The organism is Aquimarina besae (genome assembly GCF_042434905.1).
Lineage (GTDB): Bacteria > Bacteroidota > Bacteroidia > Flavobacteriales > Flavobacteriaceae > Aquimarina.
In genome coordinates, this window is sequence record NZ_CP170199.1 from 4,858,559 (window position 1) to 4,877,356 (window position 18,798).

At 33.4% G+C, this 18,798-nt stretch carries 19 protein-coding genes; 12 read left to right on the plus strand and 7 right to left on the minus strand.

The genetic code is table 11. The annotated features are described in order from the left end of the window. Positions 1-12 precede the first annotated feature (12 nt). The 3 genes from ACE94K_RS21460 to ACE94K_RS21470 all read left to right on the plus strand — a co-directional run bounded on the left by ACE94K_RS21460 (position 13) and on the right by ACE94K_RS21470 (position 4,185). Entirely contained in the window at positions 13-1,206 is a 1,194-nt protein-coding gene (locus ACE94K_RS21460) for a DUF1501 domain-containing protein (protein WP_378177431.1), read from the plus strand. Positions 1,207-1,313: 107 nt separating this feature from the next. Beyond that, positions 1,314-3,512 carry a DUF4910 domain-containing protein gene (locus ACE94K_RS21465; RefSeq protein WP_378177434.1) on the plus strand — a complete coding sequence of 733 codons (2,199 nt, stop codon included), beginning with the start codon at positions 1,314-1,316 and terminating at the stop codon, positions 3,510-3,512. Between the two features lie 331 nt (positions 3,513-3,843). After that, positions 3,844-4,185 (plus strand): hypothetical protein, encoded by a 342-nt coding sequence (locus tag ACE94K_RS21470; protein WP_378177437.1) that lies wholly within the window; start codon positions 3,844-3,846, stop codon positions 4,183-4,185. A gap of 116 nt (positions 4,186-4,301) precedes the next feature. Here ACE94K_RS21470 and ACE94K_RS21475 read toward each other — a convergent pair whose 3' ends face one another. The 4 genes from ACE94K_RS21475 to ACE94K_RS21490 are packed head-to-tail and all read right to left on the minus strand — an operon-like array spanning position 4,302 to position 8,285. Beyond that, a complete protein-coding gene (locus ACE94K_RS21475) occupies positions 4,302-4,520 on the minus strand; it encodes a hypothetical protein (protein WP_378177440.1) in 219 nt (72 codons plus the stop codon). Continuing rightward, positions 4,517-5,911: a radical SAM protein gene (locus ACE94K_RS21480; protein ID WP_378177443.1), complete on the minus strand. Its 1,395-nt coding sequence runs from the start codon at positions 5,909-5,911 to the stop codon at positions 4,517-4,519. Before ACE94K_RS21480 ends, ACE94K_RS21475 begins: the two co-directional genes overlap by 4 nt. Beyond that, positions 5,901-6,644 (minus strand): prolipoprotein diacylglyceryl transferase, encoded by a 744-nt coding sequence (locus tag ACE94K_RS21485; protein ID WP_378177446.1) that lies wholly within the window; start codon positions 6,642-6,644, stop codon positions 5,901-5,903. Before ACE94K_RS21485 ends, ACE94K_RS21480 begins: the two co-directional genes overlap by 11 nt. A gap of 42 nt (positions 6,645-6,686) precedes the next feature. After that, on the minus strand, positions 6,687-8,285 hold the full coding sequence (locus ACE94K_RS21490; RefSeq protein ID WP_378177449.1) for a SulP family inorganic anion transporter: 1,599 nt from the start codon (positions 8,283-8,285) through the stop codon (positions 6,687-6,689). Between the two features lie 152 nt (positions 8,286-8,437). On the opposite strand from ACE94K_RS21490, the gene ACE94K_RS21495 reads away from it, so the two are divergent. Beyond that, entirely contained in the window at positions 8,438-10,183 is a 1,746-nt protein-coding gene (locus ACE94K_RS21495) for a M14 family metallopeptidase (RefSeq protein ID WP_378177452.1), read from the plus strand. A 221-nt stretch (positions 10,184-10,404) separates the two neighbouring features. Here ACE94K_RS21495 and ACE94K_RS21500 read toward each other — a convergent pair whose 3' ends face one another. Both ACE94K_RS21500 and ACE94K_RS21505 read right to left on the minus strand, forming a co-directional pair. Then, complete coding sequence (locus ACE94K_RS21500) at positions 10,405-11,415, minus strand: hypothetical protein (RefSeq protein WP_378177455.1); 1,011 nt, start codon at positions 11,413-11,415, stop codon at positions 10,405-10,407. Positions 11,416-11,456: 41 nt separating this feature from the next. Then, complete coding sequence (locus ACE94K_RS21505) at positions 11,457-12,065, minus strand: NUDIX hydrolase (RefSeq protein ID WP_378177458.1); 609 nt, start codon at positions 12,063-12,065, stop codon at positions 11,457-11,459. Positions 12,066-12,073: 8 nt separating this feature from the next. Between ACE94K_RS21505 and pyrE the strand changes: the two genes are divergently transcribed. Then, on the plus strand, positions 12,074-12,715 hold the full coding sequence (pyrE, locus tag ACE94K_RS21510) for an orotate phosphoribosyltransferase (protein ID WP_378177461.1): 642 nt from the start codon (positions 12,074-12,076) through the stop codon (positions 12,713-12,715). A 13-nt stretch (positions 12,716-12,728) separates the two neighbouring features. Next, positions 12,729-13,121, plus strand: coding sequence for an SRPBCC family protein (locus ACE94K_RS21515; RefSeq protein WP_378177464.1), 393 nt, complete (start codon positions 12,729-12,731; stop codon positions 13,119-13,121). Positions 13,122-13,133: 12 nt separating this feature from the next. Here the strand turns inward: ACE94K_RS21515 and ACE94K_RS21520 are convergent, their stop codons facing one another. Then, the gene (locus tag ACE94K_RS21520; RefSeq protein ID WP_378177467.1) at positions 13,134-13,865 is read right to left on the minus strand and encodes a biotin--[acetyl-CoA-carboxylase] ligase; all 732 of its coding nucleotides are present in this window, start codon (positions 13,863-13,865) and stop codon (positions 13,134-13,136) included. Positions 13,866-13,955: 90 nt separating this feature from the next. On the opposite strand from ACE94K_RS21520, the gene rsfS reads away from it, so the two are divergent. The 6 genes from rsfS (at position 13,956) to ACE94K_RS21550 (ending at position 18,735) form a co-directional block, all read left to right on the plus strand. Continuing rightward, a complete protein-coding gene (gene rsfS, locus ACE94K_RS21525; RefSeq protein ID WP_378177470.1) occupies positions 13,956-14,327 on the plus strand; it encodes a ribosome silencing factor in 372 nt (123 codons plus the stop codon). Positions 14,328-14,337: 10 nt separating this feature from the next. Beyond that, a complete protein-coding gene (gene ftsH / locus ACE94K_RS21530; RefSeq protein ID WP_378177473.1) occupies positions 14,338-16,284 on the plus strand; it encodes an ATP-dependent zinc metalloprotease FtsH in 1,947 nt (648 codons plus the stop codon). Between the two features lie 119 nt (positions 16,285-16,403). After that, the gene (locus ACE94K_RS21535) at positions 16,404-17,015 is read left to right on the plus strand and encodes an LUD domain-containing protein (protein WP_378177476.1); all 612 of its coding nucleotides are present in this window, start codon (positions 16,404-16,406) and stop codon (positions 17,013-17,015) included. 1 nt (position 17,016) lies between these two features. Next, on the plus strand, positions 17,017-17,826 hold the full coding sequence (locus ACE94K_RS21540) for a phosphatidate cytidylyltransferase (RefSeq protein ID WP_378177479.1): 810 nt from the start codon (positions 17,017-17,019) through the stop codon (positions 17,824-17,826). Then, entirely contained in the window at positions 17,816-18,463 is a 648-nt protein-coding gene (locus tag ACE94K_RS21545) for a phosphatidylserine decarboxylase family protein (protein WP_378177482.1), read from the plus strand. The genes ACE94K_RS21540 and ACE94K_RS21545 overlap by 11 nt, the downstream gene beginning before the upstream one ends. A 2-nt stretch (positions 18,464-18,465) precedes the next feature. Beyond that, positions 18,466-18,735, plus strand: coding sequence for an acyl-CoA-binding protein (locus ACE94K_RS21550; protein WP_378177485.1), 270 nt, complete (start codon positions 18,466-18,468; stop codon positions 18,733-18,735). The last annotated feature ends 63 nt before the right edge of the window (positions 18,736-18,798 follow it).

Sequence of the window (18,798 nt, forward strand, 5' to 3'; positions counted from 1 at the left end):
ATTTAAAGAATCATGGACAGAAGGAATTTTTTAAAACAGTCAATTTTTGCATCGGGAACGGCACTAGTTCCTTCTTTTCTTAAAGGAATGGAATTTCTGACACCCGATCAATTATCTGGATATAAAAATGTGATTATCATTCAACTTTCTGGTGGCAATGATGGACTCAATAGTATCATACCTATTAGTAACGACATCTATCACAGTCTTAGACCTAATATTGCCAAAAAAGAAGCACGTACTATAAAAATAACCAATAATCTATCTTTTAATGATCATCTCAAAGAAATTGCAAAATTATATGATCAGGGAGAAGTATCGATCATTAATAATGTAGGATATCCTAATCCTAACAGATCTCATTTTAGAAGTACGGACATCTGGCAAACGGCTAGTGATACTAACCAGTATTTATCTACAGGTTGGGTAGGCAGATATATCGATGCTAATTGCCAGCATCCGTATCAGGCAATAGAAGTAGATAGTACCTTATCTCTTGCGATGAAGGGAAACCGAATGAACGGTATTGCCGTTACTGATTCTAAACAATTATATAGAACTACGCGAGAACCGTTTTTTAAAAATCTTGTAAGTAATACGCATAAAGAAATGTTGGATGAGAATCATCAAGGGTACCTATATAAAACCCTGTTAGAAACTTATTCTTCGGCGTCTTATATCCAAGAAACTTCTAAATTGTATAAAACCAACACCGAATATCCTCAATCACCATTTGCTAAAAACCTCAAAACAATAGCTGACTTTATAGTATCCGGATTAAAAACAAGAGTTTACTATAGTTCTCTTGGTGGTTTTGACAGTCACGTTAATCAGCTCAGTAGTCAGGACAGATTGCTTAAGACATACTCCGAGGCTATTGGAGCTTTGGTGAAAGATCTTAAAAAGAATAACAGGTTTAAAGATACATTAATACTTACCTTTTCTGAGTTTGGACGTCGCGTAAAACAAAATGGGAGTCTTGGAACGGATCATGGAGCTGCTAATAATGTAATTGTGATTGGAGGTTTATTAAAAAGGCCTGGAATTTATAACGAACTACCTAATCTATCTGATTTGGATGCAAATGGTGATTTAAAATATACGGTAGATTTTAGATGTATTTATGCCACAATCTTAAATAATTGGCTAAAAGTGCAAGGTCAGGATGTTTTGGGCACTAATTTTACGAATTTAGGGTTCATATAATTCATTTTTAAATCTGGTTGTCATAGATTTACTTTCTTAAAAAGTATTCCCTTTCTGTAAATCAAATTATAACCGCTTATCTCGCACATCAACATCTTGATTAAAAAATGAGAAATTACAACTACAATATTTTAGTGATTTTAGTATCACTGTTATCCCTAACACTCTCAGCTCAGAAAAAAAACAAGGAACTGTTTGGACCTATTAGTCCTAAAACAGGACTTATTATTACAGATGATGTTACCAGGATGCTAATCCACAACAGTTCTGGTGATAGAGCACATTCTTACGTACAACAAATTTCAACTTGGGATAGGCAACAAAATACCAAAGATATCAATACAGCTACAGAATGGGTTTCTCGCAAAGCAAAAGAATTCGGGTTGCAGGAGGTAACTATAGAAAAGTTTTCTGCTGATGGCAAAACCGAATATTTTGGAAAAAGTTCAGATCCATTTTGGATTGCCAAAAAAGGGGAGTTATGGGCAAAAACACCTTATGAATTTAAAATTACTTCATATGCTGATTTACCAATGTCATTGGCTACAAATAGCTATTCAAGACAGACTACCACAGAATTAATTGATATAGGTGCTGGAACTTCTGATTCTGATTATCAAGATAAAAAGCTAGAAGGTAACATTGTGCTTACATCCAGTAATCCATATAGGATTATTAGAAAAGCAATTTGGGAGAAAAAAGCAATCGGTATCATATCATATTATTCCATTCCATACTGGGATAAACCTAATCGCTTGGAAGGTGATTTTCCTGATCAGGTAGGCTGGAGCGGAATGCCCATGAGTGACGAAAAAGAAAATCAGTCATTTGCGTTTATGATTTCTCAACGCAGGGCAAAAGAGCTACAGGAAGTTTTAAAAACCAATGAAAAAATGACTCTTTATGTTGATATCGATACAGAACACCGAAATGGAGAACTAAATATATTAAGTGGCACTATTCCTGGCTCTAAATACCCAAACGAAGAAATAGTTATCACTGCGCATATAGATCATTACAAACCTGGTGCTAATGACAATGCTTCTGGCAGCTCTGTAAGCCTTGAAATGGTTCGCACACTGCAATACCTTATAGAAACAAATCAAATTGAAAGACCCTTAAGAACTATCCGCTTTTTATGGTTACCGGAATTCTCGGGAACCGAGGCCTGGTTTTCCAGACACGCTAATGACTCTAAAAAGCGAATTCTAAATTTAAACATGGATATGCTGGGAGCTAATCTTACTAAAACCAATTCTTCTTTTGATATTAGTTTAACTCCGGATTGGAATGCATCCTTTATTAATGCATATTCAATGTCTATCGTAGACTTCCTAAATACTTATAATAACTCAAGATATCCTAAAAGAAAGGATTTTCATATTATTTCTGTAAATGGAACAAGAAATCATATCAACGTGCACAATGAACCTTACACCAGAGGTTCTGACCACCAAATCTTTAATGATTTTGGTATTCCCGGTATTGCATTTGGAACTTGGCCAGATAATTTTTATCATTCCAGTGAAGATACTCCGGATAAAGTAGATCCTACCCAACTACATAGAGTTGTATTTTCAGGATTAGCTTCGATCATTATGACTGCTTACGCCGATACTCCTCAACTACAGTATATTGCCGATTTAGTTGAATTATATGGAATAAAAAGATTACAAAACGATGAGTTTAAAGCAAAAAAGGAAATCTTATTAGCCGATGAATCTAACATTGTTCAAAGTGTTTATTTTGCTGAAAAAATCATACAATTTGGATATGAAAGAGAACGAAATGCGCTAAAATCTTGTCTTATTTTAAGTGAAGGAAAGGATCAAAAAAAAAGCATTCAACAAAAAATTGATATGTATAATGAAAAAGAAAAGTTAAGTATTCAGCAGTTAAGATTAAGTGCACAAGAGAAAGTGAATACTTCAACGACTGATTCATTCCAAAGAAAAATTTCTTCCATAGAAGAAAAAGCATCTTCTTTAATCCCCAAACGACTTCCAGGTAAAGAATTGGTTACGTACTACGCCGCATTATCCTCTATCGAAGATTTTAAATCTATTAAATATAAAGAAATTGAAGAAGGAATCAACAAGGTATTAAACCAGTTAAGAGAAAGAGAAGTTGGAGAATTACGCATTTATGATTTTCAGAACACGATTGTCAGTTATGCAAATGGCAAAAGATCTCTAATAGATATAAGAGACGCAATGTATACCGAATATGGGATAGAGATACCAACCCAAGTAATCGAAGATTTATTTGATGTCTTTATAAAAGGAGGAGCGATAACTTACGAATAAGAATGATTTGAATAATGAAATATGTAGTTTGAAAGATTTTATCTTTAACTATAATTAAACCATATTTATCCTACAGGGGATAAAACATTGTTTTTCTTACCTATAGACCTGTTACAGCCTTGTTCATCAATAATTTTCAGCGTAAAAAAACTCAAAACATAGTTTCTTGCACAAATTTTGTTTTAAAAAATACGGTAAAACCGTAAAAATTGTGTTGTTTATCGATTTAAAAGATCGCTTCATCTAAAAGATTCTAAAACATTTTTTTACATAACTATTTGACTGTAAATTTGGTACAAATAAAGGAATTAAATTCATTAAGCCCCAAAATATGAAAACCATTATTCTTACCATCATTATCTTATTCTCTTTCTCTAATGTAAATGCTCAGGAAACTGCATCTATCGAGTCTTTAAAGATGGAAGCTACTGATGTTAAGAATACCAAGGTTGATTTTTATGAAACGCTGATCGCTATAAACAATTTTGATATTAAAATTAAAAAAAATAAAACAACAGCTAAAGAAACAAAAACCGATTTTTACAAGGCTTTAATGATAAAGAATGGTTTTATGGTAGATAGTAAAGAAAATACTAGATTAGCAACTGAAGATAAAAAAGCAAAAGACACAATCATTAAAGATACCACACAAATTACGGGATTATTGCCATAATTTTTTTGAATATATCAAACTCAACACACCGCTATTTTTTTGCTTGAAAATAGCGGTATTTTTTTACCCCTAATTAACTTTCGAAAATTAAAATATAGTTTTAAAACAGCTTAAAACTAAAACCCAGACATTAAAACCCCGCAAATCCCTAATCCAACTACAAGATAAACTCCTGCAAGAATAAAAAACACTTTTCCTGCCGTTCTGTTTTTGGTTCTAAAGAGAATCAAACCAATTAGTGCCAGAAATATGGGTGGACCTAATAAAATCAATAAGATTAGATATACTAATCCATCAAGATTTCCTACCTCTAAAAAAATTGAATTTTTGATCATATCATTTCTTTTCTTAATTCTTCTAAATACTTTTGTTTATCATCTCTATAGAATAAATTCATCGTTTCAAAAGGGATAATTTTATAATCCTTATTCACTATGTGAACACAAGATTTTTTAATTGCCCTAACATCAAAATTATATGCATCAATAAATTGCATAATAATAATTCTAAACAGATTATCGTATCCCAGATCCGGTGCATCAATCTCCGGCAAACAACACATAATGGATTTTAAATTCTCTGACGCTACATCTACAGAATTTCCGGTACTGAACAATTCGAGCATTTTGCCGTGCAATTCGGTATCCTGTTCATAAACTATAGTATTTTTACCGTTATCTAATAAATCAGCTGGATTAATATATCGTGTTAAAGGAATAATTCCATCTTTATCCTTCAACGCATAACCCATTACCAAAGCATCCGGATTACATGGTACAGGAATTAAATCATCTGATTCAAAAACAGGAAACTGCTCTAATATTTTTCTACGAACCTCTGTCAAAGTAATTCGATTCTCTTGGGTGTCAAATTCTTCCAATCGACCTGCAATTTGAGTAGGTTGTAGTGTAACACCTCTTACACATTTCTGTTGGGTAGCAAAAGATATGATATCACCTATTTCTGAATCATTTAATCCTTTTTCTAAGGTAACTACTAAAGTTGTAGAAAGATTAAATTGATTTAAATTATTAATTGCCTGTTTCCTAATTTTAGTTAGATCTTCTCCTCTCAGTTTTTGTAAAACCTCAGCTTTTAGAGAATCAAACTGTAAATAAATTTCAAAATCTGGCATATAACCGGCCAGTTGTTCAGCAAATCCAATATCCTTAGCAATTCTGACTCCATTAGTATTTACCATTAAGTGTCGAATAGGCAATTGTTTAGCATAATCAAGGATCTCAAAAAATTGAGGATGGATGGTTGGCTCACCTCCACTGATCTGAACAACATCGGGTTCTTTTTCATTTTCGACAATAGTATCCAACATTTTTTTGATTTCATCCAACGTTCTATGTCTTCCGTAATGCGGTGATGAAGATGCATAACAAGTTGGACAAGTTAAATTACACCTATCTGTAACCTCAATGATTGATAAACAAGAATGTTGCTCGTGATCAGGACATAATCCACAATCGTACGGACATCCATAATCAGTTGTTGTATTAAATTTATAAGGAAACTCCGAGGGTTTATTGTAGTTTCTGATATTCTTATAGTACTCAATGTCATCTGCTATCAATACTTTTGATCTCCCGTGTTCAGGGCAACGCTTCAACATAAATACCTTATCATCCTCAAAAACAATTTTAGCATCTATTCTTTTTAGACAGGTAGGACATAAACTCAAGGTAAAATCGTAATACGTATAATTTCTAGTTGGCATAGAAGAATTTTCGGATCGTTTTATGATAATATATCAAGCATAAGATACATAAATACTGAATACTACTAAGTCCTAGTATTAAAAAAGTATTCGGTTTTAAAAACTCTATCGAAAAACGAAACAGAAAATAAGAAATCATGAAATATTTGAAAAGCATCCCTGACTCTGAATTGAGTTTGTTTTGAAATCGCTTAAAAACAATCCATAACAACATCAGAAAGATTACTTCAAAAAGTGCAATTGGATATCTTAGCACACCATCTCCTAAATCCATTCCTAAAAAAGAAATTGTCTCTTTTCCGTAAGTGAATTCGTTGATCCCTGCTAGAAAACAACCAACTCTGCCTATAATTATCCCAAGAATAATCGGAAACGTAAATAAGTCTCCCGAGGATTTTTTCTCACCAATTATTTTCTTGGCTAGTTCAACTCCAAGCAAACCTCCAAACAGTCCTCCCATTATCGTTTTTGCACTTAATACTTGCACTACATATTCTGGAGTAAAAGATAAAGATGAAGGAGCTTCGAAAAAACCAATGATTCTGGAACCCAGAAAGGCACCGAAAACCGCACCAATAATTATAGACAACCTATTTGTAGAAGATATTGGATCAGATGTATTTTTCTTTAAATACAAATAATATCGAAATCCAATAAAAAAAGCAGCATATTCTAAAACTAGATGGATATTCACTTTAACACCAAAAACAACAGGTTCAAAAGGAATATCCATGTAGTACTAGCTTCGATTTTGTTATCGAAATATACGTTTTATTTATTTCATAACTTTAGCCATCACGTGATATCTTGGGTCATCAATATCATGTTCTATTACATTAGCCAATCTAGGAGAAGCTTTAATCATTAACGCCTGACATTCTTCGCTCAAATGTTTTATACGAACTTTTTTACCTGCTTCTTCATATTTACCAACCAGATTGAAAATCGCTTCTAATGCGGAGTGATCACTAACCCGTGATTCTATAAAATCAATCTCTACGTTCTCGGGATCATTTGCTATATCAAACTTAGAATTAAAAGCCTGAATACTTCCAAAAAACAAAGGACCCCATATTTCATAAACCTTGGTGCCATCTTCTTTGATATGTTTTCGGGCACGAATTTTCTTAGCATTTTCCCAGGCAAAAGCTAATGCAGACATAATAACACCCGCAATTACTGCAACTGCCAAATCAAAAAATACAGTTAGTAAAGAAACTGAAATCAGTACAATAGCATCAGTTAAGGGTATTTTATTCAATATCCTAAAACTAGACCAAGCAAACGTACCAATCACTACCATAAACATAACACCTACTAATGCCGCAATAGGAACCTGCTCAATCAATCCCGAGGCAAACAATATAAACATCAATAAAGTAACCGCAGCAACGATTCCGGATAAACGAGTTCGCCCACCACCTTTGATATTAATAATAGACTGACCGATCATGGCACAGCCTCCCATTCCACCAAAAAGACCCGTAACAATATTTGCGCCACCTTGCGCAAGACACTCTCTATTAGAATTTCCTCTTGTCTCTGTTAATTCATCTATAAGATTCAATGTCATTAATGACTCTATCAAACCAATAGCTGCGAGAATCAATGCATAAGGAGCTATAAACTTAAATGTTTCCCAAGTCATTGGCACTTTATTAAAAATATCAAACTGAAACTGTGGCAATCCTCCTTTAAGACCTTCTCCACCACCATCTCTAATAAAACTACCCACTGTAGCCACATCTAGCTTTCCTAAAATAACAATAGCAGAAACAACTAAAATTGCAATCAAAGCTTCGGGTAATTTAGCCGTTGCCTTAATTTTAGGTAATCCCCACATAATAGCCATTGTTAGTAATACAAATCCGAGCATTAAGATTAAATTTGATCCTTGCATCCAAACTTTTTCCCCTTCTACATACTCCTTAAACATCCCCAACTGAGAAAGAAAAATTACAATTGCTAAACCATTCACAAATCCCATCATTACCGGATGCGGAATCAAACGCACAAATTTACCAAGCTTTAAAACACCAGCTAACATCTGGATAATCCCCATTAATATGACAGTAGCAAAAAGATAATACAATCCGAGTTGCTCTCCTTCTGCACCCATATCATTTCCTTCGGCTACCAAACTCACCATCACCACAGCAAGTGCACCAGTAGCTCCTGATATCATACCTGGACGTCCACCAAAAATAGACGTGATCAATCCAATCATAAAGGCTGCATATAATCCCACTAAAGGATCTACTCCTGCTACAAAAGCAAAAGCAACCGCTTCGGGAACTAAAGCTAACGCCACCGTTAATCCAGATAAAATATCATCTTTGGCATTTGCCACTCTTTTTCTTACAAACTCAGTCATAATCAGTCTATTTTGAGGGTGCAAAAATACAGTTATTTTATGTCCTGACAAGTAAAATAAGGTCCTATTCTAGGCTTAGAATACAACTAAAACGTTATAGAAGATTCAAAAATCACAAAACTTAGTATATTTATCCCTTACACATATCATCTATGCGAATTACACTACTCACTATCAGCTTACTAACATTTATATCTTGTAATACTTCAAAAAAGAAATCTGCAGAAAACACTGATTTTACTACAGTTTTTGAAAAAAGTAATGGTACTGAAACGCCAACCTACCCAGAAGTGATTTCTTATTATCAAAATCTTGCTGAAACGTATCAAGAAATCGACATTCAAGAAATAGGAATTACTGATAGTGGTAATCCTTTGCATATTGTAACTCTTAATCCTGATGCAGCGTTTGATTTCGAAAAAATTAGAAAAACCAAACGTATCTTATTAATTAATAACGGAATTCATCCTGGAGAAAGTGATGGTATTGATGCTACGATGCTACTTTTTAGGGATATTGCCAAAGGAACTATTGAAGCGCCAAAAAATACAGTCTTAACAACTATTCCTATCTATAACATTGGTGGTGCGTTAAATCGGAACTCCGGAACGCGCACTAATCAAAACGGACCTAAAACATATGGGTTTAGAGGAAATGCAAGGAATTATGACCTAAATAGAGATTTTATAAAAAACGACACAAAAAACGCACAAACCTTTGCTAAGATTTTTCATTTAGTGCAACCTGATGTTTTCATCGACAATCACGTAAGTAACGGAGCAGATTATCAATACACGTTAACCCATTTATTCACCCAACACAACAAATTGAATGGAGCTCTTGGTGATTATTTACATAATGAAATGCATCCACAGTTAGAAGCATCATTAAGAACTAAAAACTGGGATATTACACCTTATGTAAATGTTTGGGGAACGACTCCAGACAAAGGCTGGACACAGTTTATGGATTCTCCACGATATTCTACTGGATATACTACCTTATGGAATACGCTTGGTATGATGGTAGAAACCCATATGCTTAAACCTTACAAGCCAAGAGTAGAAGGCACCTATGAATTGATGAAATCTATGATTAACATCACCGAAAAAGATGGAAAAAAAATTAGAACACTTCGCGAGCAGGCTTTTGCAGATTTACCAAAACAAAACACATATTCGATAAACTGGACCGTAGACACTGCCAAAGCATCCAGCTTTAGCTTTAAGGGATATGAAGGAATATATGTAGATAGTGAAATAACTGGTGCTAAGCGACTAAAATACGATCAAAACCAACCGTATGCTAAAGAAGTGCGTTACCAAAATTATTTCAAACCCTCTTCTGAAATAGAAATCCCTAAAGCCTATATCATTCCAAAAGGATGGTGGAATGTGATTGAAAAATTAGATCTAAACCAGATAACGTATAAAACTTTAGAAAAAGACTCTACTCTATCAGTAGAGCTATATCATATCAAAGAATACAAAAGTCGAAAAATGCCTTATGAAGGTCATTATTTACATTATTCAACCACTGTTGAAAAAGGTACAGAAACAATTACGTTTAAAAAAGGAGATATTATCATTCCTACAGATCAAAAAGGGTTTAGATATCTGATAGAGACATTAGAACCCGAAGCACCAGATTCTTTTTTTAATTGGAATTTCTTTGACACTATTTTACAGCAGAAAGAAGGCTTCTCTCCATATGTTTGGGAAGACAAAGCATTCGAGCTATTGAAGCATGATGAAAAGTTAAAACAAAAGTTCGAAGAAAAGAAAAAAGATACTGCTTTTACCAAAAATTGGTTTGCCCAACTAGATTGGATTCATAAACAATCTGATAACTATGAGAAAGCCCATATGAGATATCCTGTATATCGTGTTTTAAAATAGAAATCATTATAAATTCAACTTATCTATTTTAATCCCAATACCAGAGGCTTGTATCTCTTTTTCAATAATTCCAAATTCGGATTTATCGGCACTTTTTACAATACTGCCATTTTTTAAATAATGCAAATAATCACAAGTTTCATACAACGTAGAAAAAAATACGACGGATAAAGATCCTTTTCCAAAATAGAGCCCCCGCAATGTAAAAAGCTAGAACCTAATCAATTTTTTAATATTCTAGAAACGTTTTCCAGTTCATTAAAAACATCATTATAATTTACGAAAAAAGATGTTTCTTCTTCATCATTTTCGTCATTGTATCGTATCATATTGCCTTTTACCAATTCTGGACCATACTCTTTTACATTTTGCTTGAATAGATATTTCAATCTTCCCACCACACCAGTTTCTATATTGACAACAAAAATTCTATCAAATATATCCGGAGCTCCGGAAAACTGAACAATTACGTATTTGTTCACCAATATTACCTGCTGAACGGAATCCCATCGCAACTTCTCAGGGCTTCCTGTTAAACCAAGATCGTTTACAAGTAACCATTTTTGTTCTACTCCTTTTTTGACATAAATACCATGGGAAGTTTTGTAAACCTTATACATATCGTTATTAGCAACCAAATCCGATGAAACATTATTATATGATAAACATCTACCACAATATCGTAAAAAGCCTTTTTTATCAAATGTTTTAGATAAAGAATCTTTTTCATTCAATAATATATCTAATGTATCCCCTTTTAGAATGAGGCTATAATTTTCAACGGGTATTTTGATTTTTTCATTACTCCAAGGGATTTCGGGATAAATCATTAGATCAAAATATTCATTCTGTGATAACTTTTGATTAGCGAAATAACTGTAAATAATCCATTGGAGAGAAGGATCAGGAGCATCTCTAATTATGGGAAACAACTTTTCCTGAATTACAGATAGAAAAGATTCATTCTCAGGTTTATTCAATGTAGGTGGAATCAAATACACATGCTTCATTTCACAGAAACAACTAAAATCACTGAACTTAAAAACTTCGTTGTTCTTACCATTTACAATTTTAATATCTGTTCCCCCAAACGTACTTCCACTTTCATAAAAAGAATATAATGTATCTAGGACCTTATCCTTATTAAAATCTTCAATTACTGGAGGATATTCTTTGTACGGCTGAGCTTGTATACTAATTACCGATAAAAGAAGTATTATATATGATTTCACTATAAGTTAATTAGATAGCATTACAAAAAATAGATTGTCTGCTAAGACAAATAGTCGTGTGAAAAAAGCTTTTTTATATTCGCATACGAATTGATTAAAGCCTTTTTTGCTTTTTTTCTGTTTTTCCATTTTACTTTGGTAATTCCTTCATTTTTTTGAGGTACCAGTTCTCCGTCAAAATCCGTTTTCATTTCGAACCAATAAGTTACTTTTAACCGAAATTCTCCGTTTCTTTTAAATACGTGGTGAGTTTTATATAAAAATTTAGTAATTTCTAATCCGGTAACACCAGTCTCCTCCTCTACCTCACGAATTGCTGCTGTTTCCAAATGTTCTTTTTTTTCAACTTTTCCTTTTGGCAGATCCCATTTCCCATTACGTTTTATAAACAAGATTTCGTTCTCAGGATTGTATACCTTTCCACCTCCAGCTATAACCACAGGCAATTTGGCATACAAGTGTTCCAAAAGTTTTTCTTCGGTTTTGTGATAAAAATGATATTTGGCCTCGATCCCATCATTCTCTTTTTTCAAAATATCTCTTATTATTTTGGAAAATTCTACCTCTTTAATATGAATTGTTTCATAATCTTCAATTTCCTTTTTTGAAGACAGAATAATGGGGGTATTATTCACAAAAACTTTATACATTTGCAACTATGATTTTCGATAAAAATACAGCAAAAAAAACTGCCGAACTATTGTTGCAAATTAATGCAATTAAATTACAACCGCAAGACCCTTTTACTTGGGCATCTGGATGGAAATCTCCTATTTATTGCGATAATCGTGTGACCCTGTCATATCCTGTGATTCGCAATTTTTTAAGAGAAAACCTGGCTAAATTTATTGAAGAAAAATATGGCAAACCAGATGTAATCGCTGGAGTTGCAACTGGTGCTATCGGCATCGGAATGTTGGTTGCAGAACAATTAAATCTGCCTTTTATTTACGTAAGACCAGAAGCAAAAAAGCACGGAAGGAAAAATCAGATAGAGGGCATCGTACCTTCAGGAAAGAATGTAGTAGTAGTTGAAGATTTAATCAGTACCGGAAAAAGTAGTTTAAATGCGGTGAAAGCATTGAATGAGGTAAATGCCAATGTGAAAGGAATGGTTGCTATTTTTAATTATGGCTTTGATATTGCTTCAAAAAACTTTGAAGAAGCGGCATTATCTTTGCACACTTTAAGTAATTATGAAAATCTTCTGGAACAAGCTTTGGATACAAACTATATCACAGAGGAACAACAAAAAACACTACAAAATTGGAGAATAAATCCAGCCGAGTGGAATCAATAAATTTTTAATCTCAATGAACTTAGAAAGCCCTACAGTAACTGTAGAAAAAACTCAACAAGAAGTTTTTGATTTTTTGACTAAAGTTGAAAACTTTGAACAACTAATGCCGGAAAGCAAACAGAAATTTGAAAAATTAAGTGACTCAAGATTTCTTTTCCAACTAAAAGGAATGCCTGAAATCATTTTAGAACAAAAAGGAAGCACAGAATACAGTACGATTATTCTTGGAGCCGCTAGTGACAAACTACCATTTACATTAACTGCAGATATTGTAGATATCGGTAATGGAAAAAGTACTACTCAACTTATTTTTGAAGGTCAGTTTAATGCTATGATGGGGATGATGATTAAAAATCCAATCCAAAATTTCATCAATACATTAAGTGAAAATATTAGCAAGATTTAATTTACCAAAGTATTAGTATAACAATCTGACCTCTTTCAGATCAAAACTTTTGACTATTTCATCTTCCAGTAGTATTTGAAGTTTTCCTGAAGAAGTGACGTTCTGAATGATACCAACAAAAGAATCACCCTTTACATCTAAAAATGTAGAGGGTTTATTTTTTCTAAAAAGTAATGCCTCATACTCCTTTTGAATATTTGCAAAAGCAGCCTGTCGGAGATTAGAAAATCTATACTCCAGCTTTGCCAGCAATACCGTTAACACTTCATCTAAATCGAAATTTCTACCCAAAAGCTGTTTCAAAGATCCGGCAAGCGGAAGATTATCAAAACTAACTTGATTTACATTTATTCCAACCCCGATAATAGCTCCTCGTAATCTGCCATTATTAACAACATTTTCTATTAAAATTCCACATACCTTGTACCTGTCTGACAGAATGTCGTTTGGCCATTTTATAGATAATTTAGGCAATAAAAAGGTATCCAAAGTATCATTAACAGCCAGAGAAACAGTCATAGAAACATAAAATTGATCGATAACGTCTAATTCTTCAACAGGCATAAACACACTACAGGTAAGGTTTTCTCCGGGATTACTTTGCCAGATTGTACCCATTTGGCCCTTCCCCTTTAGTTGTTCTCTTGTAACCACACAAACAGGTTTCTGCAAATATTTCTCGCGATTCATATCCCGAAGAAAATTATTTGTAGAGTCAATGGCATCAACTTTGATTATATCCATAAATAACGATGTGAAAGTTTTTACAAATGTCTGCAAATACAAACATTAAAACCATAAAAAGTAATAACTTTACACAAATTAAAAAAATGCATGATTAAAAAAGAAGTCGGTACTGATCAGTTAATAACTCAAATTATTAAAGGCATTGAAGAAGTAAAAGGTAATGACATTAATATATTGGATTTAAGAGAAATCGAAAATACAGTTTGTCAATATTTTGTCATATGTAACGGAACCTCTAACACTCAAGTAAATGCCATCGTTAATTCAATCCAAAAAACAGTAAGCAAATCACTTAAAGATAAGCCTTGGCATGTAGAGGGGAGCGAAAATGCAGAATGGGTATTAATTGATTACGTAAATGTAGTTGTACATGTTTTCCAGAAACACATCAGAGAATTTTATGACATTGAAGGACTATGGGGAGATGCGAAAACAACGACTATAGAAACAAACTATTAAAAAAACATAAATGGCGAAAGAAAATAAAAAAATGGAACCAAATAAAAAACCAAAATTTAGTGCATATTGGATTTATGCAGTAATTATTATTGGATTTTTAGCATTAAATTTTTTGGGTGGTGGTAATATGGGATCTGCCCCTGAGACTACACCTTCTGATTTTAACAACTTTTTAAGTAATGGTGAGGTAGAGCGTGTATTAATAATTAACAGACGAAAAGCAAAAGTTTTTCTTACTCAAGAAGCAAAAAGTCAAGAAAAACATTCTAAAAACAATAATAACTCTATCCTTCCTAAAAGTCCAAATGATCCGGATTATGAATTTGAATTTGGGGACTTGCAAAATTTTGAGAATGATATCGCTAGAATAAAAAATGAGAATGGGTTATCCACAGAGGTTAGCTACGATACCGAAAGCAATATGTGGGGTGATATATTTATCACACTCCTTCCTTTTGCATTGATTATTGGTGTATGGATTTTCATTATGCGAAGAATGAGCGGTGGTGCTGGTGGCGGTGCCGGAGGTCAAATATTTAATATTGGAAAATCAAAAGCTAAACTTTTTGATCAAAACACAGATGTAAAAGTTTCTTTCGAAAATGTTGCTGGTTTAGAAGGTGCTAAAGAAGAAGTACAAGAAATTGTAGATTTCTTGAAAAACCCCGAAAAATACACATCTCTAGGAGGAAAGATACCAAAAGGAGCATTGCTTGTAGGCCCTCCTGGAACTGGAAAAACCTTGTTAGCAAAAGCTGTTGCAGGAGAAGCGAAAGTACCTTTCTTTTCTTTGTCTGGGTCAGATTTCGTAGAAATGTTTGTGGGTGTAGGTGCATCTAGAGTACGTGATTTATTTAAACAGGCAAAAGAGAAATCTCCGGCCATTATTTTTATAGATGAAATTGACGCCATAGGTAGAGCAAGAGGAAAAAATAATTTCTCAGGATCTAATGATGAAAGAGAAAACACTTTAAACCAGCTCTTAACAGAAATGGATGGTTTTGGAACAAATACAAACGTTATTGTAATAGCTGCAACTAACCGTGCCGATGTTTTAGACAAAGCTTTAATGAGAGCAGGTCGTTTCGACAGACAAATCTATGTCGATCTTCCGGATGTTAGAGAACGTAAAGAGATTTTTGAAGTACATCTTAAGCCTCTCAAGAAGGAAGAAGGACTGGATACTGATTTCTTATCAAAACAAACGCCAGGATTCTCTGGTGCCGATATTGCAAATGTTTGTAACGAAGCAGCTCTTATAGCAGCTCGTAAAGGGAATAAAGCCGTTGGAAAACAAGATTTTCTGGATGCAGTTGATAGAATAGTAGGTGGATTAGAAAAGAAAAACAAAATCGTTACTCCAGAAGAAAAACGTGCCATTGCATTCCACGAGGCCGGTCATGCAACGGTAAGTTGGATGCTAGAACACGCAGCACCTTTGGTTAAAGTTACCATAGTACCTAGAGGACAATCGCTTGGTGCAGCCTGGTATCTTCCAGAAGAAAGACTCATTGTACGTCCTAACCAAATGCTAGACGAAATGTGCGCTACATTAGGAGGTCGTGCGGCAGAAAAGGTAATCTTTAATGAAATTTCTACCGGAGCCTTAAGCGATTTGGAAAAAGTGACCAAACAAGCACGTGCGATGGTAACCATTTATGGACTAAATGATAAAATCGGAAATCTAACATATTATGATTCTTCCGGTCAAAGTGAATATGGTTTTACCAAACCTTATAGTGAGCAGACCAGCGAACTAATTGATAAAGAGATTTCTAATATTATAGAAGAACAATATCAGCGAGCTATCAAATTATTAGAAAATAATAAAGATAAGTTAACCGAGCTGGCCGAAGTATTATTAGAAAAAGAAGTAATCTTCAAGGATAACCTAGAGAAAATATTTGGCAAACGTCCTTTCGGGAAGAAAGAAGAAACCATTATAGAGCCTTCATAAGGTACTTTTAGATTTTTTACTAGTAAATTAAAAAAATCTTAACCTAATAAGAATATTGGGTTAAGATTTTTTTATCTTTGAAAGTATTGTTAATCCGTAATCCCCGATCGAATCTAAAAATGAGTCTATTTAGAAGAATATTTTCCTCAAAATCTAAATCAGACCAAAAGAGTAAGGAACGTCTAGCTGAAGATCGCAGTAAATATATGCCTGAAATCAATCTACCGGTTGATGAAAGTTTTATGATTAATTTCAAAAGAAATGGAGGCAAGTTTTTATATTGTGACAGTGAAGATGAAGTACTTGACTCTTTTGATAAGATTCTTTTAGAAAATGATTGGTACGAAAAAGATGTGTGTTGTTTTGATATGGGACTTGAACATAAATTTTCAGGATTTAATCTTAATTACATAAAAAAATCTCCTGCTTCCTTCTTTTTTGCCACTTGCGAATATCTTATAGCGGATAGCGGTGCTATACTTATATCATCAAATCAACTAAGAGAAAAAAAACTTACTGAGTTGCCAGATGACTTTGTCATACTAGCATCCACTAGTCAATTAGTTAGCAGTATAGGAGAAGGATTAAAAGGGATTAAAGAAAAAAACAAGAACTCAATTCCTTCCAACATTACTACCATCAAAAACTTCGAGCCGCAAAAAGAAAAAGACTTCTTAAGCTACGGAAGTAGCTCAAAAAATCTATATTTGCTCCTGCTGGAAGATTTATAATATGAAGGAACTGCTTACAAGGTCTTTATCGGGTTTTTTTTATATCGCGATATTATTGATTTCGATATTTATATCTAAATATACCTTTATTGGAGTATTCCTTATCTTCGGTATTATTTGTATTTATGAATTTCAAAAATTAATCCATTTAAAAAAATCCTGGCTTTACCTGATTTTTATTGGATTGCTCCTCTTATTTCACATACCTAATTTTGAGATTCCTATTTATATTACTTTGGCACTCCTAGTACTTACTATAATTACACAGTTATTTTTAGTCCGAGACCTTATTTTGATAAGGATTATACCGATGTTTGAGAAAAGAAAATACTCCACCAGTATTTTTTACCTGATTACCTCGATTGTATTTTTAACACTCATTCCTTGTGATCAAGGTACTTACAACCCAATTATAGTAGCAGGACCATTTTTAATGATGTGGACGAATGACACCTTTGCCTATTTGGTTGGTAAAAATTTCGGAAAACATAAACTATTAGAACGCATATCCCCTAAAAAAACAATTGAAGGATTTGCAGGTGGTTTTGCATTCACACTATTAGCAGGATATTTAATAGCAATATTTACTGACTCTCTTTCAGTTACGACCTGGTTGATTATAAGCATAATTATGAGTATTTTTGGTACTCTGGGTGATCTTATACAATCCAAATTTAAAAGGCAAGCTGGAGTAAAGGACAGCGGCACCATTATGCCCGGTCATGGTGGTATTTTTGATCGTTTAGATAGTATTATATTTGCCAGTCCATTTTTATATGCATTTTTACAAATTTTAAAGCATGTTTCATAAAGAAGGTTATAAAATCATTTCAGTAGCAATAGTACTTTTTCTTGGTATTAATGCAGCAGCATATGTTTCCATACAAATAGATGAATGGATCATCGCCATATTTTCTGTAACCCTAGTTTTCTTGATACTGATACTTCAATTTTTCAGAAATCCAAAGAGACATACCGATGTAAGTGACAATACCATTGTAGCTCCTGTAGACGGAAAAGTAGTGGTAATCGAAGAGGTATTCGAAAAAGAATATTTTAAAGAAAATAGACTACAAGTATCTATTTTTATGTCACCAATCAATGTCCACGTTACCAGACATCCTATTAATGGTGAGGTGAAATTTAGTAAATATCATCCTGGAAAATATTTGGTTGCCTGGCATCCAAAAGCATCTGAAGAAAATGAAAGAACTACTGTGGTAGTAAAAAACAGTTTTGTTGAGATTCTTTATCGTCAAATTGCTGGGGCATTAGCAAAAAGAATTGTAAATTATGCTAAAGAAGGTGAAAAAGTAACTCAAGGCTCAGATAGCGGGTTTATCAAATTTGGTTCTAGAGTAGATGTATATTTACCCGTGGGAACCGAAGTAAAAGTTACTTTAAATCAAAAAGTTAAAGGAGGAGAAAGTATCATTGCTAACGTATAGTTATGACCGACGAGGAGTTAAATATTGCTTTCAAAGAGGCTTTTGAAAAGGCTTGTAATACTAAAATAGAATTGCCTCCTGATGTTATGCTGCATTTCTATGCGCATTACAAACAAGCAACTTATACAGAAGGTTTTTATACACCATCTGGCAGCAGCGAACTTAGAAATGCTTTTAAGCTTAATGCTCTTTTTCAGGTAAAAAACCTTTCCCCTAAAGAAGCCAAAATAAAATATATCGAACTTGTAAACAAATATATTACAGACGTATGAAAAAAGCTCCTTAATCAATGATCAAGGAGCTTTTTTCTGCTTATCTATTTCTTCAAACAAACA

Coding starts and splice junctions, on each gene's coding strand:
- ACE94K_RS21460 (WP_378177431.1), top strand. CDS start 13: ATGGACAGAAGGAATTTTTTAAAACAGTCAATTTTTGCATCGGGAACG.
- ACE94K_RS21465 (WP_378177434.1), top strand. CDS start 1,314: ATGAGAAATTACAACTACAATATTTTAGTGATTTTAGTATCACTGTTA.
- ACE94K_RS21470 (WP_378177437.1), top strand. CDS start 3,844: ATGAAAACCATTATTCTTACCATCATTATCTTATTCTCTTTCTCTAAT.
- ACE94K_RS21475 (WP_378177440.1), bottom strand. CDS start 4,520: ATGATCAAAAATTCAATTTTTTTAGAGGTAGGAAATCTTGATGGATTA.
- ACE94K_RS21480 (WP_378177443.1), bottom strand. CDS start 5,911: ATGCCAACTAGAAATTATACGTATTACGATTTTACCTTGAGTTTATGT.
- ACE94K_RS21485 (WP_378177446.1), bottom strand. CDS start 6,644: ATGGATATTCCTTTTGAACCTGTTGTTTTTGGTGTTAAAGTGAATATC.
- ACE94K_RS21490 (WP_378177449.1), bottom strand. CDS start 8,285: ATGACTGAGTTTGTAAGAAAAAGAGTGGCAAATGCCAAAGATGATATT.
- ACE94K_RS21495 (WP_378177452.1), top strand. CDS start 8,438: ATGCGAATTACACTACTCACTATCAGCTTACTAACATTTATATCTTGT.
- ACE94K_RS21505 (WP_378177458.1), bottom strand. CDS start 12,065: ATGTATAAAGTTTTTGTGAATAATACCCCCATTATTCTGTCTTCAAAA.
- pyrE (WP_378177461.1), top strand. CDS start 12,074: ATGATTTTCGATAAAAATACAGCAAAAAAAACTGCCGAACTATTGTTG.
- ACE94K_RS21515 (WP_378177464.1), top strand. CDS start 12,729: ATGAACTTAGAAAGCCCTACAGTAACTGTAGAAAAAACTCAACAAGAA.
- ACE94K_RS21520 (WP_378177467.1), bottom strand. CDS start 13,865: ATGGATATAATCAAAGTTGATGCCATTGACTCTACAAATAATTTTCTT.
- rsfS (WP_378177470.1), top strand. CDS start 13,956: ATGATTAAAAAAGAAGTCGGTACTGATCAGTTAATAACTCAAATTATT.
- ftsH (WP_378177473.1), top strand. CDS start 14,338: ATGGCGAAAGAAAATAAAAAAATGGAACCAAATAAAAAACCAAAATTT.
- ACE94K_RS21535 (WP_378177476.1), top strand. CDS start 16,404: ATGAGTCTATTTAGAAGAATATTTTCCTCAAAATCTAAATCAGACCAA.
- ACE94K_RS21540 (WP_378177479.1), top strand. CDS start 17,017: ATGAAGGAACTGCTTACAAGGTCTTTATCGGGTTTTTTTTATATCGCG.
- ACE94K_RS21545 (WP_378177482.1), top strand. CDS start 17,816: ATGTTTCATAAAGAAGGTTATAAAATCATTTCAGTAGCAATAGTACTT.
- ACE94K_RS21550 (WP_378177485.1), top strand. CDS start 18,466: ATGACCGACGAGGAGTTAAATATTGCTTTCAAAGAGGCTTTTGAAAAG.